Source organism: Desulforamulus aeronauticus DSM 10349 (assembly GCF_900142375.1).
GTDB classification, from domain to species: domain Bacteria; phylum Bacillota; class Desulfotomaculia; order Desulfotomaculales; family Desulfotomaculaceae; genus Desulfotomaculum; species Desulfotomaculum aeronauticum.
In genome coordinates, this window is the sequence record NZ_FRAR01000026.1 from 20,820 (window position 1) to 37,538 (window position 16,719).

At 44.1% G+C, this 16,719-nt stretch carries 18 protein-coding genes and 1 other RNA gene; 7 read left to right on the plus strand and 12 right to left on the minus strand.

Going from position 1 to position 16,719, the window contains the following annotated elements:
* Positions 1–8: 8 nt before the first annotated feature.
* The 3 genes from BUA78_RS16090 to BUA78_RS16100 form a co-directional block, all read right to left on the minus strand.
* A complete protein-coding gene (locus BUA78_RS16090; RefSeq protein WP_072916596.1) occupies positions 9–599 on the minus strand; it encodes a HEAT repeat domain-containing protein in 591 nt (196 codons plus the stop codon).
* A gap of 779 nt (positions 600–1,378) precedes the next feature.
* Entirely contained in the window at positions 1,379–1,795 is a 417-nt protein-coding gene (locus BUA78_RS16095; protein WP_072916598.1) for a hypothetical protein, read from the minus strand.
* Between the two features lie 15 nt (positions 1,796–1,810).
* On the minus strand, positions 1,811–2,257 hold the full coding sequence (locus BUA78_RS16100; RefSeq protein ID WP_139257421.1) for a hypothetical protein: 447 nt from the start codon (positions 2,255–2,257) through the stop codon (positions 1,811–1,813).
* Between the two features lie 449 nt (positions 2,258–2,706).
* Here BUA78_RS16100 and BUA78_RS16105 point away from each other — a divergent pair, with 449 nt between their 5' ends.
* Complete coding sequence (locus BUA78_RS16105; RefSeq protein WP_072916603.1) at positions 2,707–3,291, plus strand: RNA polymerase sigma factor; 585 nt, start codon at positions 2,707–2,709, stop codon at positions 3,289–3,291.
* On the plus strand, positions 3,278–4,009 hold the full coding sequence (locus BUA78_RS16110) for a DUF4367 domain-containing protein (protein ID WP_072916605.1): 732 nt from the start codon (positions 3,278–3,280) through the stop codon (positions 4,007–4,009). Before BUA78_RS16105 ends, BUA78_RS16110 begins: the two co-directional genes overlap by 14 nt.
* Here BUA78_RS16110 and BUA78_RS16115 read toward each other — a convergent pair.
* The 6 genes from BUA78_RS16115 to ssrS form a co-directional block, all read right to left on the minus strand.
* Entirely contained in the window at positions 3,996–4,433 is a 438-nt protein-coding gene (locus BUA78_RS16115; protein ID WP_072916607.1) for a DUF6147 family protein, read from the minus strand. The two genes, BUA78_RS16110 and BUA78_RS16115, sit on opposite strands and share 14 nt — an antisense overlap.
* 99 nt (positions 4,434–4,532) lie before the next feature.
* The gene (locus BUA78_RS16120; RefSeq protein WP_072916609.1) at positions 4,533–5,066 is read right to left on the minus strand and encodes a BON domain-containing protein; all 534 of its coding nucleotides are present in this window, start codon (positions 5,064–5,066) and stop codon (positions 4,533–4,535) included.
* A 60-nt stretch (positions 5,067–5,126) separates the two neighbouring features.
* Positions 5,127–5,612 (minus strand): 2-thiouracil desulfurase family protein, encoded by a 486-nt coding sequence (locus BUA78_RS16125; RefSeq protein WP_072916612.1) that lies wholly within the window; start codon positions 5,610–5,612, stop codon positions 5,127–5,129.
* A gap of 61 nt (positions 5,613–5,673) precedes the next feature.
* Entirely contained in the window at positions 5,674–6,597 is a 924-nt protein-coding gene (locus BUA78_RS16130; RefSeq protein ID WP_072916615.1) for a DUF362 domain-containing protein, read from the minus strand.
* Positions 6,598–6,669: 72 nt separating this feature from the next.
* Positions 6,670–7,635, minus strand: a complete 966-nt coding sequence (locus BUA78_RS16135; protein ID WP_072916616.1) for a cation diffusion facilitator family transporter — start codon at positions 7,633–7,635, stop codon at positions 6,670–6,672.
* Positions 7,636–7,756: 121 nt separating this feature from the next.
* Positions 7,757–7,957: non-coding RNA, 6S RNA (gene ssrS / locus BUA78_RS16140), on the minus strand.
* Between the two features lie 261 nt (positions 7,958–8,218).
* Between ssrS and BUA78_RS16145 the strand changes: the two genes are divergently transcribed.
* The 5 genes from BUA78_RS16145 (at position 8,219) to BUA78_RS16170 (ending at position 13,590) form a co-directional block, all read left to right on the plus strand.
* Positions 8,219–8,881 (plus strand): NAD-dependent epimerase/dehydratase family protein, encoded by a 663-nt coding sequence (locus BUA78_RS16145; protein WP_084082468.1) that lies wholly within the window; start codon positions 8,219–8,221, stop codon positions 8,879–8,881.
* Between the two features lie 675 nt (positions 8,882–9,556).
* On the plus strand, positions 9,557–11,107 hold the full coding sequence (locus tag BUA78_RS16155) for a spore germination protein (protein ID WP_084082469.1): 1,551 nt from the start codon (positions 9,557–9,559) through the stop codon (positions 11,105–11,107).
* Positions 11,104–12,240 (plus strand): Ger(x)C family spore germination protein, encoded by a 1,137-nt coding sequence (locus BUA78_RS16160; protein WP_072916622.1) that lies wholly within the window; start codon positions 11,104–11,106, stop codon positions 12,238–12,240. Before BUA78_RS16155 ends, BUA78_RS16160 begins: the two co-directional genes overlap by 4 nt.
* Before the next feature lie 14 nt (positions 12,241–12,254).
* Positions 12,255–12,467, plus strand: coding sequence for a hypothetical protein (locus BUA78_RS16165; protein ID WP_072916624.1), 213 nt, complete (start codon positions 12,255–12,257; stop codon positions 12,465–12,467).
* Positions 12,468–12,486: 19 nt separating this feature from the next.
* Positions 12,487–13,590 carry a GerAB/ArcD/ProY family transporter gene (locus BUA78_RS16170; RefSeq protein WP_072916626.1) on the plus strand — a complete coding sequence of 368 codons (1,104 nt, stop codon included), beginning with the start codon at positions 12,487–12,489 and terminating at the stop codon, positions 13,588–13,590.
* 36 nt (positions 13,591–13,626) lie between these two features.
* Here BUA78_RS16170 and BUA78_RS16175 read toward each other — a convergent pair whose 3' ends face one another.
* The 3 genes from BUA78_RS16175 to srtB are packed head-to-tail and all read right to left on the minus strand — an operon-like array spanning position 13,627 to position 16,678.
* On the minus strand, positions 13,627–14,421 hold the full coding sequence (locus BUA78_RS16175; protein ID WP_072916627.1) for a class B sortase: 795 nt from the start codon (positions 14,419–14,421) through the stop codon (positions 13,627–13,629).
* A gap of 26 nt (positions 14,422–14,447) precedes the next feature.
* On the minus strand, positions 14,448–15,752 hold the full coding sequence (locus tag BUA78_RS16180; RefSeq protein WP_175549049.1) for a Spy0128 family protein: 1,305 nt from the start codon (positions 15,750–15,752) through the stop codon (positions 14,448–14,450).
* Positions 15,753–15,757: 5 nt separating this feature from the next.
* A complete protein-coding gene (gene srtB, locus BUA78_RS16185) occupies positions 15,758–16,678 on the minus strand; it encodes a class B sortase (RefSeq protein ID WP_084082472.1) in 921 nt (306 codons plus the stop codon).
* Positions 16,679–16,719 lie beyond the last annotated feature (41 nt).

A 16,719-nucleotide genomic window follows, 5' to 3' on the forward strand; every position in this document is an offset into this window, starting at 1 on the left:
CTTTCGCATCAATGATGTATATTTAGCAAAGTAGGTAATGCTGTTGAGTCTCCTAGTTCACCCAAAGCAATTATGGCCTCTAAAGAACTTCCGTATTTTTTTACATCGTTAATAATTGGTTTTACTGCTCTTTTATCTCCAATTTTACCTAATGCTCTTATAGCATCTAATCGGATAGATGTATTCCCCTTATTTAATGAATTTATGAGAGGCAATACAGCTTTTGGATCGCCGATTTCCCCCAAGATGTTTGCAACCCTTGTAAAAATAATATCATTGACATCTTCAAGACAAGTTTCTAGCAAGCGAACAAGGGGTTTTACTGTTTGAGTTCCAATCTTCACCAAGGCTTTTGACACTTCATCGCTAATTTGATAGCTGTCCTGGTTTGATAGAACGTTTATTAAGGGTACCACTGCACTTTGACCTATTTTTCCTAATGCCTCAATCGCATTATTCTTTACTACCCCTTCTTCGTCTAATAGTGCATCTATGAGCGGAAAGACAGCGGTCAAATCACCTACTTCACCTAGTTCTTTAGCGGCGTTTGCACGGGTTTTCCAGTACACATCCTTCAGGTTTTTAATTAATGTTTCCATAATATTTCCCTACCATCTCTATACATATCATTAATAATTGCTAAGTAATAATTTGAGACCACTAAAAGGCTGAATAAAAAGATAATTAATATTTTATTACTTTTTCTAATTTCTGTAACAGCAATTATTTGAACCCTCCATGTGGAAGGAATTGTTTAAGTTTAAGGATTGTAGTTTGTTATCGGAATATCGATGCGACTGTAAAAAACGCCATTTAAAGTTCCACTGTAATGGCGTATGTCAGAACCCCGGGGTTATCCGGTTAATCATAATACATAGGACTAATGACCTGCTGGGTCTGGCGAAAGATGTCCACCTGGTTGCTCACCCAATTCTAGGACCAACCCCTGGTTAAACTCGGATACTGTAATTAGTAAATACTTGGCCATTCTGGCTAAAACAAAATGAGGATTTACAGTCTGTCATAGAGATTGATTATCGTTCCTGCAGCGTCAATAATGCCAATAATGTTACCGTTAGGAAGTAGGTGCAGTTGGACTTCTTTGGTGTTGACCAATCTCGTTAGTTGGTTAGTTTATTGTAGCCGTAACACACAAGAACCGTCCCCCTGTGTTTCTTTTTTCTTGGTTTAGTAAGTAAAAAACCCAGTTCTCAGGGTTTCACTGAAAACTGAGTTTTACGCTATTACACAAGTTAATTTAGGTTTGTCTGCAAAGCGTAGATTGACCTATTCCTCGGTAGGATAAAGGCTTATTTAAATATTCAAGGTATTAAAAACCAATTACAAATCAGTATACTTCCATAAGACTGTTTAACCGTTAATTATCATCCGATACATAAATTTCATGACCTTGTTCAATCTTAAAGGTTCCGATAACGGTCTTACCATCTGAAGCATACAAGTTTATCTTTCTAACCTTAGGGGTTTTACGCATTAACTCCGTAGCTTCCTCTGGTGTCTTCGGGATAGGGCCATCAAGTTCTGTCTTTAGAACATAACCAACAGTACCATTTTCATCTTCAGCTTGAATTAAATCAGGTTCTAACTCTGGAGAGGGCGCATACAAAGCAGAACCATACGTCTGGCCACCAGCATTTTTCTTGTATACGGGTGCTTTATTTTGATCAGACAAGGTGTCAGCTTTTGCATGATTAAAACCAACAGTTCCTGCTATTAAACCAACAACAAGAGCAGTACTTAACAGTGCTGTCCGTCCTATATTCGGCTTAAACATTATATTATTCCCTCCTTAGTAATTAACATTAGGGCTCTGATTTGAGGAATACGTAATATACCCTGTACCCGTATAAGCTCGTGTATCGCCTTTAGAGTAGTATGTGTCATGGGTATAGTAGTTTGGTGTAACGACACCATATCCCCCAGTCTTCATGTCATTATACTTAAAACCAGTACTAGTCTTTAAAGATCCGGCTGAGTTATATAGTTTAGCATCAACACCGATATACGACACAGGTACTTGTACGCTACCAGATACCCTCGCAGTTGTACTGGCCCAAACACCGGAAGAACTATTAGTATAACCTACACTCGACTGGTTCGTATAGCTGTACCCTCCAACTGGTCCATAAGATTTTGATGTACCATCTGCCACAAGTGCAAATGCTGTGGCACTTATTGATAGCAAGACACTCATTACAAAAACGCAGAAAGCAACTCTAAAATCTCTTCGTTTCATTTCCAACGCTCCCATCATTAATATTAACATAAGAATAACAAAATGTGGCTTATACATATGCAAGTTTACCTAAAAACCATGTAAATGTGAGCCGCTTTATAATCCACTCGAACCACGTTTTGTCCATCCATTGGAATCACCCCTCTTCCGACTTATACTAAAAGTTTCGATTTATAACTAGATAAAAAAAGGGAGAGTTTAGTTTCAAAAATACTTCCAATTATTTCGACAATATTCGAAAGTATAATTTCCCAGATGATTTCGTTTATCTTTGAATATAGATCCCACTACTTTCCAGTAACTATCTAGAATCAAGGACGCAAAGATGCTTGGCTCTCGAAGGGATTGTAATTAATTAGTTACGCTGACAGCTTGATAATTATAAGAGGAATATAATCATAACTTGTAGAAATATATCATATATTTTTTGAATCTCTTGGGGGTCCACTATGTCTATATTTAAAAAGCTTTTCACCAAAAAGAGGCCTATTGTTAATAAAGATTTTAGTAAACTTATTTTTGAACTACATTATAAATCAGCCTATTATGCTGCCTATTTCTATTGTGGAGATGCAACTATTGCTGAAGAAGCTGCTCAGGAAGCAATTTTTAAAGCTATTCAAAATATAGACCAACTAAGAGATCCAGATAAAATTGAGGCATGGATAAAGAAAATAACCATAAATAATGTCAACAGTATACTTAATAAACATAAAAAAGTGATTAGTATTGATCTCTTGGAACACATTGTTGACCCTATTGAAAACTCCCCGGAGTATGTGGTAGCTTCACAGGACACCATAACAACGGTAAAAAATGCAATTGGTTCTCTAGACCCTGATATGAAACAAGTCATTCAACTGTATTATTATGAGGAACTCAAAGTAAAGGATATTTCCATATTGCTTCAGAAACCCGAAGGTACTGTCAAAACTTTATTGCACAGAGCAAGAGGCCTTATTAAAAAGTACTTGATTAAAAAAGGATACCTGCTAAATAATCTGGAGGGTGATTTGAAAGTTGAAAAGCGATAAATATCATTCTGTTGACGAATTAATTAAAAGATCCCTAAAAGAGCAGCTTGAAGAAAATATAGATGTGGATATGGAGCTTGCTTGGGAGAAATATAACAAAAGGTACCACCAGGAGCCTAAAAAGTTATCGAAATGGCCTGTTATTGCTTGTTCATTTGTTCTCTGTCTGGTAGTGGGTTTTTGGTTAATGCCTAAAGAGGGTACAGCCTTAAACCTAAAATTTTTCGAGTCCATCTGCACCTTTGTAACTGGCAAGGTTCAAACCGTCCAGATCTCATTTGGCACTCAGAAAAATGCTAAAGACTTGGATAACCCCTTAAAACCAGAAGTTAGCCAAGCCTTAGCTACAGTGCCATATGAAGTGTTATTACCTTATGACTTAGCCGGTCAATATACCATTGAAAAAGCGTTAATTGAAGAGGTTGGGGATTCGACAAAGGTTATACTTTTCCTTGAAACTACTAACCTAGAAAGGTTAACCATTAGCGAGGTTAATATTATTGGCGATTTTAATCAGGCTATAGCTTATGATACAGAAGACGCAGTCATGGAGAACGTGAATGTCATGGGCCAAGAGGCTAATTTACTCCTTTTTAAAGATGGGAAAAAGCAATTATTATGGGTTGACCGGGATATCTTTGTAACAATCACTGGTTCATTAAGTGAGAAAGACTTATTTGTGTTAGCTGGCTCATTAAGAAGAATTACTTTACAGTAAAGGAACTTGTGTAGGAATAGGCAGTCTCTGTAGTGCCACCGTTATCCGCCCTATGGAGACATTTTACCCGATAAGTTGTCCCAGATGTACCCGTATAACTCCCACTGGTACTAGAATAGGTATCATTCTGAACACTACTTTGCCATTCCTTAACAACTGACCAACCACTTGAAGTCTTTTTCTCTAAATATACTGTAGTAGTTATTTTGCTTACCTTCGAGTAAGTTTGCGTTGTACCCGAGGCTCCTATGCTACTTCCATTCAGTGTATACAGGCAAGAGCAGTCAAACAGGTACTGGTAAGCCATCGGTGTTACGACCTCTACTACATCATTCTCATTCTCTTGTGCCATTACGGGTTGCCCGAGGGTAAGGAACATCAACCCTACCAGTAAAACCACCAGTGATTTGATTTTTTGGAACATTAAAGCTACCTCCCTTAATTTATTTTTCAATACTTGGATAAGGAAGGTAGCTTTTTGGTTTCAAAATTTTTTAATTTACTACACAAAATTTATTTTTCTTCATTCAAGCCCGTCTTTAAAATGAGGGTCCTCACGATCGTTATTAACCTGACTATGGAATATTTCCTTTAAACTAAGATCGTCCAGAACCTCCTGAGGTTCAGTAAGTTTCACCTGGCTCATCACATCCCGGACACCCCTGGCTCTGGTGGCTGCTTCCACAGCATTGTCAATTTCCTCCTGGCTGTCTGCGTGCCCCACTAGGTAAACAGTACCGCCTCTGCTTTCTGCGCCAATGTGTTTTACATTAATATCGTTATTGGCAAACTCTTCATAAACCTCGGCTGTCACCTCGCCGTCATTAATTTGGCCGTCGGTGCTGATGGTAACGCCATTTTCAATGCTCTTAATACCCTCTACTCGGGACACTAGTTCGTGCAGTTGCCTTCTTTCGTGCAAAGTGTCTACCATGCCCATCAAATGCACTTCACCTTTTTGCACTAGGGTTTTAATACCGTAACTCTTTAGACCATCGGTTCTGTCTATTAAAGACTGGATATCCCGCTGCATTTCTTGATCTTGATATTTTGACATTATCTCATCTCCTTGGGTAGATTAGTATCTATTATTCCCCTAACGGAGAGAGCTATCAGTTTATTTTTTGCTAAAAATCCCTTGATCAATTTGTTCTTCCGAAATAACCTTAATACCATTTTTATTTAATAACGCTGCTGTAACACCCATACCCTCCACAACCCTGCGCTCCACACCCGGCAAGGCACTTGGCACACGATTGTAAATGCGAGAACTACCGCAGGAAGGACTGCGTTCCTTTAATATGGCCAGCGTGATGCCCTTTTCGAGGGCTATTTGCAATACCTTTTCCGCCCCTTGTACAAACTCAGCAGTAACCTCCCGACCACCTTCACACAAACACCGGCCATGCCCAGCCAATACCTGAAAACCATCTCCGGTTTCAATGTCCACCGGTTCTCTGGGAGTTAAGAGCCCGCCTAACTCCTCCGGGCACACCGCAATGGCTTTCCCCTGCTCAACCAGTGCCAATACTTCCGGAATCAGGTTATCTCCACCGTGGTATTTACAGGGAATACCAGCCAAACAAGCACTCACTAAAATCATGTTTCTCCCTCCTGTTCACTTTATCCATTGTAACACAGGAAGGTTTTCATCTTTGTTACATTTATTTTAACTGCAGTGGCTTTAGCCGTCCTTGGTCTAACACCACCGTGTGTCCATAGGCAGCCCGACTAAACACTTCTTCCGCCTCGTAAAGCGGTACTCCCTTTAACTCCACCTTTTTTAAATCTCCCTCCCCGACTCCCCGCAGAATCAATTCATAAAGGTATTGTACAGCCTGGGGCATAAAACCTAGTAATCTGGCTCCCACTACATCCGTGGCCACTGGGTCGGTGCCCACAATCACTAAGTCGGAATTCACCGGCTTGCCATGGGAGGGCCCGGTACCAATCATTGCTTGATCACCGCTTAAAATCGTCAGATCAATGGGCAGCTTCTCTCCCATGGCCGCAATAAAACTATGTAAACGTTCATGAATACCCCTTTGCGTTTTGGGCCAACCGTGTATCTCCGCTGGTGGCCAGGATAAGGCAATATTCTTGATACCCAGGGAAACGGTAGCTTCCTCATGCTGTTTGATCTGGGTAAAGGATACCAGAACATCGGCCTTGGTAATTAATTCATTGATGGGTGTGGACGGGGGATAGGGATGATTCAGTGTCAACTCAACATAGGGCCCATAGTTGGTGTCCACAAATTCTACCTGCTCCTGCTGCAAAATTTGCTGATAGCCAGTCTGCTCCAGGACCTTTGGCGTAGGAGCGCCACCGGAACCACAGGCAACTACCAGCCGACCGGGTTGTTGCTTTTTGATAAATTGAATGAGTTGCCGCAAGGTCTCCGGCCCCACTACCGTCCCAGTTTCCGGTGAACGGGTATTGACCCAATTAGGAGTAATTACCACGGTATCTCCGGTTTTAAATAGTTCATCAACTGGCAGCATGGCCAGGGCATTCCCTAACGCGTTCCCTTCTAAGGGGTCTCTGGTAATGGCAACAATGGGTCTTTCTACTCTTCTTTTGCGCATAGAATCCCTCCGTAGATATACTTTGTTTAGCATGGTCATTCACGGTGATCGCTATGCTTCAAAAGACTAAACTTATTGTGTAACCGGCCTTATGTAATGCCAATCCTTAATTTTGTCATCACTGATAACACTAACATGTACATGGGTGAATTCTTTAAAAGCTTTGCTTACTGCCGTGGTCACCCGGTTATTGATAATATCGCATTCTGACAGACAAATCCGTTCATTCGCTTCTATCACGATTTCCACTAAATAGCTGTTGGGTCCAATACACATTGACCTTACACTGTGAACATCCTTAACTCCCCCCAGAGCAAGCACGTAATTACCCATTTTTTCCACTTGCTCCGGGTCCGCAGCTTCTCCCAGGATGGCGGCAACGTTTTCCCTGGCTGTGGCAAGACCAATAGACAACAACAACATACCAATAATGATGGATGCCAGACCATCAAAAAGTACATTATGGGTAACAACAGATAAAATAATGGCTCCGCCAGCCACGAACAAACCAATGAGGGCAGCTGAATCCTCTAGAAATATGAATCGTGTGGCTGGGGTAGCTTTAGACAAAACTGGCAGCACCCGAAAATACATACCAATGCCTCGGCTAGGTTCACCCACTTCTACCATGATGGCCTTCACGGCCATGGTTAAAGAATAAATCTCAAATAAAATACTAACACCAATAATCCCAAGGTTAAGACCCACATATTGTAAATGTTCTGGATGAAGGATCTTTTGTATCCCGCCGTAAATGGAAAGGGCACCACCAATAAATAGCATCCCCAAGCTGGCCACAAAACTCCAGAAAAATACCCTTTTGCCATGACCAAATTGATATTTATCATCAATAGGACGCTGGGATTGACGGATACCAATCAACAAGAAAAAACCGTTAGCCCAATCACCCACCGAGTGTTTAAATTCCGCCATCATAGAAGCACTGCCACTGAGTGTGGCAGCTACCAGTTTCATGATCATAATGACCCCGTTGGCAATTAAGGCAGCTTTAATGGCAGACTCACTACTATGGGCCATCTTACCAACTCCTTTATTTCTCTGTAATATTCCTTGGTTTATAGGATGGTACTACCAACAAAAACTGGTAATTTTAAAAATACAGAAAATCCTCAGAGATTTCTCTCTGAGGATTTTTTAATCTTGCCCCACTAAGCCGTCCACTCGGTGTTTTTAAAGTACCCGCTTCTCGCAGGTGGGTGCCCGCTAGCTTGGTTCTACCTTCCGCTAATGTACCCTAAAGGGCACAAGAACTACGGCTTGATATTTGCAAGCTAAGTCTGACTCCCGAAAAAACACTGTGGTTTTAAAAATCATCAAGCAGCGCACAAAGCAGGATTTAGTGTGGATTCTGCAACCCAACACTATTTGATTGTCGAAAGTGATCACCTTCTAGAGGTATCATATCAAAAAATAATTTATTTAGTCAAGTCCGATATGAAGTTACTTTTTACCTTATCAATCTCCCTAGACGCTGCAGGAGTTGTGATATGATAGTATCGTTATAAAGAATACCACATACTAGGAGCGACTATAGTAAAAACACTTTTGACGGTTAACCTTATAGTGGCTGCTATTCTTCGCGGGAAGGAGATGCGATATTTTGAAGGAGAGAACAGCTCTTATCGCCGGTGCAACTGGATTAGTAGGAAATGAACTGCTGCAAATCCTGCTGCAGGAAAAAGAATATGAGAGGGTTTATGCCATCGTCAGAAAATCTTTGATGTTGAAACATCCGAAGCTAATAGAAATCGTCTGTGATTTTGACCGGCTTGAAGAGGTAAAAGAATACTTTGCGGTGGATGATGTATTTTGCTGCTTAGGAACAACCATCAAAAAAGCCAAGACAAGAGAAGCGATGTACAAGGTCGATGTGGAGTATCCTGTTACTTTAGCCAAATTGGCAAAGGCACAGGGGGCCTGTCATTTTCTGATTATAAGTTCGGTAAATGCGAATGTTGAATCATTTATCTGGTATCCAAAGATGAAAGGACAACTTGAGGAGCAAATAAAAAACATTCCCTTTGCAACAACCTCAATCCTTCGTCCGTCGCTGCTTTTGGGAATGCGCAAAGAGTTTAGATTTTTTGAAGGCATAGCTATTAAAGTAGTTCGAGGTCTTTCCATTTTGTTGAGAAGATCATTACCCAGTCAGATGGGGATAGAAGCAAAAATCGTAGCTCAGGCCATGTATCAGATTGCTCAAATGAATAAACCAGGAGTAAGGATTTATTCCCCAAAACAAATGGAAGATATTATCAAATAAAATGTATCCTCAGTCTAAATAAAAAAGATTCAGAAGTAAACTACCTCTGAGCTCTTGATAAATAAGATTTGGTTGGAAAACAAGCGGGATCGAACCACTAATCTCTTGAATGCCGGGTAAACAATACTAAAATTATGCAACATTAAGTGAGAAAACACTGGAACGGCATTCACAACAAACAGACCCCTCTAAGCAATCCACAATTTACATGTATTTTAGCATGTTTCAGTAAATAATGAGTCAAAACTGTTTGGTGATGTATCGTTTTAAGGACGCGATGTGGCCGTAACCTTGAAATATAGATTTTGGGGAGCAACAGCATAATGCTGGGTGCTCTTTTTTATTTCTTCACTCTGCCTGTGCCTGCTTGCCCTGAGCGCCGTTTTGATCCACACAAGCCAGGAATTTTTCATAATGATGCGCTGTAATGAAAGCCTAAAAATATTGGCAACCAAGCCGTTTTAACAGATCTGACTGCTCCTTTGTTTCGACGCCCTCCGCGATCACTGAGACGTTCAACTGCTTGCAGGGAGATGATCTACGACACGATGTTTTCTTTTTGCTTACCGGGTTACGATATCACGAGTCAATGCCATACAGAGCACGCATAACAGAAGAATATTAGCGGTAAATATTGCCAATACTTAAAGTGGTATCACGCTAAAGAGGTGCTTTATGTTTGGGATTAATAGACCAAAAAAGTCAAGGAAAATAAAAGAAGAGGTTGCCCTTCTGAATCATCAAGTGGCACGTGACGAGGTGTCGGGCCGCTATGATGAAACAGTAGGATATTTAAAAGAATTATTCCGGGACGATGATGTCATGCAGTTCCGTGAGCTACAAAATAAAAATGCCGGAGATCTGCGCTTTTGCCTTGTTTACTGCGACGGTCTGGTGGATTCCGAATTGATCGGCGCCCAGTTGATCCGGCCACTTTTGGAGCTTCAGTTAGACGTGCGGGAAAAGATCACTGCCGACGCTCTTTTGGAACAGATTATCCAGACCGTCTCGGGGAAAAAGTTGTGCAGCTACCGGGAGATCGTGCGTGCGGTTACCGGTGGCGATACGCTCCTGATTACGAATGTCCTGAAAGAAGGCCTGCTGTTCAGCGTTAAGAAGTTTGAAACGCGATCCGTCTCAGAACCGGAAGGGGAAAAGATCCTCAGCGGACCGCGGGAAGGGTTTACAGAAGAGCTGCTTAGCAATTTGTCCATGATTCGTCGCAAGCTTCGGACAAACCGTCTGAAGATGCGCTTTTATACGATAGGTAAAGAAACTCAAACGCAGCTTGGCATCGCCTATCTGGACGAAATTGTGAATGAAAACATTCTCAAAGAACTATACCGCCGTTTGGACACGATTGATATTGATGGTGTTCTGGACACGAATTACATCACGGAGTTGGTACGGGATAACCCGTGGTCGCCATTTCGTTCCATTGGGTATACCGAGCGCCCGGATGTTGTGGCGGGCAAGCTGCTGGAGGGGCGTATCGCCCTGTTTGTGGATGGTACGCCGGTGGTCCTGACGTTGCCGTACCTGTTCATCGAGAACTTTCAGAGCAACGAGGACTACTATCTGAATTTCTACTATACCTCATTTTCCCGGTTCCTCCGTATCCTAGGCTTCTTCCTAACGGTTCTGGTACCGGCCGTCTATATCGCCATTGCGGCGTATCACCAAGAGATGCTACCAGCCCCGATCCTCATCAGAATTGCGATAGAACGGCAGAGGGTCCCATTACCGGCCGCCCTGGAATGCTTTTTGATGCTGCTGGTATTTGATATCTTGCGGGAGACAGGTCTTCGCATGCCCACCAATGTGGGTCAGACGCTGGGTATTGTGGGCGCGCTGGTGGTGGGACAGGCCGCGGTGGAGGCGGGTCTGGTCGCCGCCCCCATGATTATTGTGGTCGCCATGGCAGGCATCACCAGTTTGCTGATCCCGAAGATGAACGCGCCCGTGATATACATTCGGTTCGGTATTCTTGCCTTGGGCGCTTCCCTGGGCTTTTTGGGGGTGACGCTCGGATGTGCGCTGCTCCTTGCCCATGTGCTTTCGCTCCACTCGTTTGGCGTTTCTCAACTGGCCTCCGGCCATAAGCTGCAATATCAGGAAATCAAGGACACGGTCATCCGCGCTCCCTGGTGGCAGATGCGTTTGCGTCCGTTCCAGCTTAGTCCAAACCGGGTTCGGGAAAAATCCGGCAAAAGAGAGCAGTCATGAAAAAAGGTATTGTTCTTATCTGCCTGATGCTGTGCTGTGTCTTTTTGGGAGGCTGCTGGAATTATCAAGGCTTGGACACGATTGATATCGTAACGGGGATAGCCATCGACAAGAACCCGGAAACAGGCATGTACTTGTTGACTTACGAAATGGTGGATACCGCGGTTTCGGGAAAAGATGTACCTACGGAAGTAAAATATGTGGAATCCCAAGGGCCAACCTTATTCGGCGCAATACGAAACGCAAAGAGAAAGCTCATTAACAAACTGTATGGCGGCAATATGCAGGCAATCATCATCAGCAGGCAGATTGCACAGGAGGAAGGCGTCTTAGCGATTCTGGAGATGTTTCTGCGGGATGGGGAGCCGCGCGAAACCCTGAGTGTTGCCATTTCACAGGAAGAGACCGCCAAATCGGTTCTAATGACCAAGGGGCTGGATTCGAAGATTATTTCTTTTGAAATCCATGGGGTCATCAATGAAGACAACCAAACCACCTCTTCCACAAAAAATATCGCACTGTATCAAGCTTACAACGCAATCAAGGAAGCAGGGGATTCATTGGTTTTGCCGATCTTGCATCTGCAGCAAAACAATAACGATGTGACCACGGAATCTAACGGCGTGGCGTTGTTTCGTGGGGATAAGCTCATCGGCTTTTTATCGCCGGAGCAGACCCTGTACTATCTATTTCTGGTAGACGAGATAAAGAGCGCTGCTGTGTCGCTCCCTTACCGCAGCGAAAACAGCGAAATCTCTATGGAAATCAAAAGCAACCGCAGCAAAACTAGTGTCCGGTATGAGAATGGGCAATTGGTTGTGTCTGTCCAAATCAAAACAGAGATGAATCTAACAGAGCTGAAAGGAGAATTGGACTTATCTCAGGAACAGGAACGGACTTGGCTGGAAGCACATGCCGCTCAATTTATAGAGGAATCTACCCGCGCCTTCTTTGGGTCCGTACAGACAGAATACAAAACAGACATTTTTGGTCTGGGCAGATTGCTGTATGGAGACCATCCGGATGTATGGAGGCAATTGGAGGATAGCTGGGATGAGATCTTCTCACAGGCCCAGTTTGAGGTACAAGTCACTGTGGACATCGTGAATACCGGCGTCCTGAAAAACTTCTAAGGAGATGGGATCACATGGTATTGGCGATTGTATGCATTGCCTTTGCGCTGATCATATTGGGGCTTTGGCCGGCATGGAAATTAAATAGCAAAAGAGAAAACGTGTTTACTGTGATTTGCATCGGGGTCAGCTTCACTGTTTTGCTGCTCAGGAGCCTGGAGGTCACTTTACCGGACCCCACCAGGCTCCTGGTTGAATGGCTGCGCTCCGTTGGGATTGACCGCTAGGTACGAAATGAGGAGTTTTATGAATAAAGAGATGATCACTACGCGCGGCGCGGCCAGCATGATGGCGTTGATGGTTATATGCGGCTCAGTGCTGACGGGAATCAACACGGTCAAGCAGGACCTTTGGCTATCTATTTTGTTCTCCGCGCTGCTGTTTTTGCCCATCATTTTCGTTTACAGCCGGATTTGCGCGCTATGCCCGCAGCAGGGGCTGTATGAAATTCTAGAGTCGTTATTTGGAAAAGCAATCGTCTTTCTGCTCATCCTTCTCTTCTCCGCCTATGCCCTGACCATAGCCGCGCTGACGCTCCGCAATTTTGTAGAGTTTACCGTGGTCATTGCACTGGAAGACACGCCGAAAATCCCGCTGATGATGGCGATCTTGTTCGTGGTGGTATTTCTGGCCCGTCAAGGGTTGGCGGTGTTCGGTAAATGGTCAACCATTATTTGTGCAATCATATTAGCCAATCTCGCATTTACGATTCTTCTTTCCTTGGATGTGATCGAGATTTCCCGCATCAAGCCGGTACTGGACCACAGTTTTTCACAGATCGCCGGTAATGCAGCTTCAATCGGGTCGATCGCCATTGGCGAATCCGTGCTGATTATGACGCTTATGGGTCATGTAGGGACAGGGAAGAGCTCCTATAAAGTTTACTTATGGGGACTCTTAGTCGGCATTGTCGCTTTGGCTCTGGTGGCGCTGCGCAACCTGCTGATCTTAGGGCCGGAAATGGTTGAGGCCGCTAAGTTTTCAGGATATATGGCGGTGCGTATCGTCCACCTCGGCAGCTTTTTTGAGCGTATGGAAAGCCTCATCTCGTTTAATTTGATCCTAATGGGAATCACGAAAATCGCTCTTTGCCTTTCTGCGGCAACCTTGGGGACTGCTAAGCTGTTGAAAACAGATGCCTACCGCAACCTGCTACTGCCGGTCAGCCTTTTGGTATTGGCGCTCTGCTCAATCGTTTTCAAAACAGCGTTTGAGATGTTCGATTTTGCGTGGATGTATAAGTATATCGCGTTTCCGATCCAGGTGATTCTCCCCGTAATCATATGGATCGCGGCCGAAATAAAGGTGAGCCGGGGGAAAACATCTCAAATGGAGGAGGTAAGCCAATAATAGGTTTCGGCCTCATAAGATCCAACAAGCTATCATTCAGCCTGCCCCATATTCCGGTCTTAACACGCCGATTACGATATACCGGGCATCATTAAATTCATAGCTGCAAGTGGAAAGTATGATAAACTTGTCTCCATCCGTGCACTCCGCGCTGCTATCAAAGGTAGTCTTTGAGGCAGCGTATGCGAGCAGCGCGTTAAGATTCACTTCATACATAAATGCCCTGTCACGCCATTCGCCCGCACCGATGACACAGCCATACTTCAGGTCAATCCTGTAGTTTCCCTGCCTCGTGTACAGGTACAAATAGGGATGCCGCTCAAAGTATTCCTGTTTCTTGTATCCTGCCAGTGAGCCGAACATCTTACCGGATTTCATGTAGTGTCCGTAAATGATGCTCAGCCTGCCGCTAAAATCTGCCGGGCAGTTATAGTCAAGAAATAATGTCCCGTTTGCGTTATAGGTGCCGTCAGGCAGGTGATGGAGATACCAATCGTAATCATCTGCACGCATAATCGGATAATCAATTACGGTATTCGGGCAGTACAACCATGCGGCAGCGTCGGAATTGATTTTTTCAAGCACATTAAAGTTAATATAAATGGGGGAAATATCCACCATCGGTGCTGACCCGAGAACAGCCATGTTACTGTCCACATGATTTTCATCAGGCTGCCGGACCTGTTCATGCAGTTGCTCATAGTTTTCATTGCCCTGCGCATAGCTCTGTAAACTTCCCCACAGCTTATATCCGGAAAAAAGGATAACGCCGATTGAAATAATCAGAAGAAACCATACTGCCGTTATGGCTGGTTTTTGATTCTTTTCCATGCGTCACCTATCCGTTCCTTCAGATATCAATACTTCTCCGTGTCCTCTTTTCTGCGGCTGCCGACAAATACTAAATAGAGAATGCAGCTCATTGCTACGATACTGGCTATCATAATCGCCATGGTATACAGGTCGTTTCCGGCATCGTCGCCGGTTTTAGGCCCGTTTGTGCTACCGCCACCATTGTTGCCAAGATCATTGTTGTCAAGGTCATTGCTGCCAGGGTTATTATTGCCAGAATTATTGCCGCCAAAGTTATTGCTGCCAGAGTTATTGTTGCTAGAATTATTGCCGCCAGAGTTATTGCTGCCAGAGTTATTGTTGCCAGAGTTATTGTTGCTAGAATTATTGCCGCCAGAGTTATTGCCGCCAGAGTTATTGCTGCCAGAGTTATTGTTGCCAGAGTTATTGCCACCAGAGCTATTGCCACCAGAGCTATTGCCGTTGTACTTATTAATGAAGATGAAGGATTCTACCAGCTTGTTGTACTCGTTGGTGACCGTCCGCTTGACAGTAAGCTGGCCGTTTACATCCTTTACCACATCGGTGATGGTATATCTAGCGCTATCATAGGTATATCCCGTTTCGCCGGTGTTGACCTCGGAGATGGTGTAATAATACGTTCCTTCCTGGATGTATTCCCATGTGCCGAAACGCTTTTGGCCTGACCCATTAATCGTGATTGTTTTTTTGCCATTGACGCTGTCCACCGGCATGGGATTTGAGGGCTTCCCCGCAGTTAGCAAAAAGGCAAAGGTGCTTGCCTTGGATGGATTGCCTGACACCGTTTTCTGCACCGGAGGATCTGCCATAGTCCCAGGCTTGCTGCCGGAAGAGGTATAGCTGTGATTAAATTTGATACCACTCGATTTGCTGCCGCTGCTGTTTCCAATCGTAATATCGGCGATCAGGTTTTGCCCGGATTTGCGTATATTGATCCTTACGGAATAAACTTGTTTGTCGTAGGTATATCCGGGGGCGGAGAAAGACGAATCCACTCTAATTTCATAACGATATACTCCGGTATCAGTAAAGGTAATCGGGCCGAGGTCAAAGCTGGTTGTTCCGTCGATGGTAAAGGAATAAAGACTGCCTGAACTTCCCGATGGCATTGGATTTCCGGCCTCCAGTGACAGAATCTCATAATGGAACACGCTGTTCACACTTGTAAAGGCGGAACTATTACTGAAGGTCTGATCCATTCGTAGAGTAACTGAAACCGAATCGACCGCCGCATAGGTCGTCAGTGGGAATACCAGCGTGAGTAGGCAGGCTAGGCACAAGGAGAATGCAGTTATCCTTTTATGACATGATTTTAGTATCAAGCTCATTTTCCTTACCTCTTTACACGGTTTCTCCTGAATATATAAATAAGCACAATAAACAGGAGGACCGGCAACACCATCCGTAGCCATAATGGGATGCGCCCCCAGAAGCCAAACTGCTGATCCACCGACGCCTGTTCGGTTGCATCGCTTTTTTCTTCCGTTTTAAATGCATCGCCGTAGCATTCATTCGTTATCCTTGCTACGAGGAGGTCCCGTCCGTTGGTTGCCTCCGTTGAGCACGTTGTCAGCAGAAGGATATGGTCGTCTGTCGTCACACCGATATCGCGGGTATACATCGCCTTTGCCAGCAGGTTGTTTAGATATTTTTGTTGTGCCTCTCGGCCCTGAACATTAGGCGAAAATATGCCTGCGTCATATGCGTCCGTCTTTATGAATGCGAAAAATTCCAGTCCATGGTCTTTGCCGCCATAATACAGGTTGCCGTAAACGCGGCTGTCAAAAAAGCGCTTACCGCTAAACAATCCCAGTTCACCGAACATCGCCTGTTTTTCCATGTGATGCCCGTATAAAATGCTGTTGAAGTCCTGAAAGTCCTTGTCGTTCATATAGTCTAAAAAGATGCTACCCGAGAGGGAATAAGCCCCCTTCGCATTGGTGTTGACGTACTTCATGTTGTCTGTGCCCTGAGTTATCGGGTAGTCGATTTTTGTGCCGTAAACCGTGAGCCAGCTAAACACCTCCGGATTGATGGTCTGAAGCTCCGCAAAGGAAATACTGTCTTCGGTGCTTGGCTTATAAACCGCATACTGCGCGGCGTCCGCCGCCTGATATACCTGGTCGGAGTCCCATATGGCGTAAGCTGCAAAGGCGACCAGAAGCAGGATGATGGTCAGCACCGTGAAATCTATGATGCTATGTGCAACCTTAACTGCGACCCTTCCTGCTTTTTTTGCTTTAACGATGGCCATATGGCCCTCCTTTCGGCATATTTCTTAATTACTTATTTTTT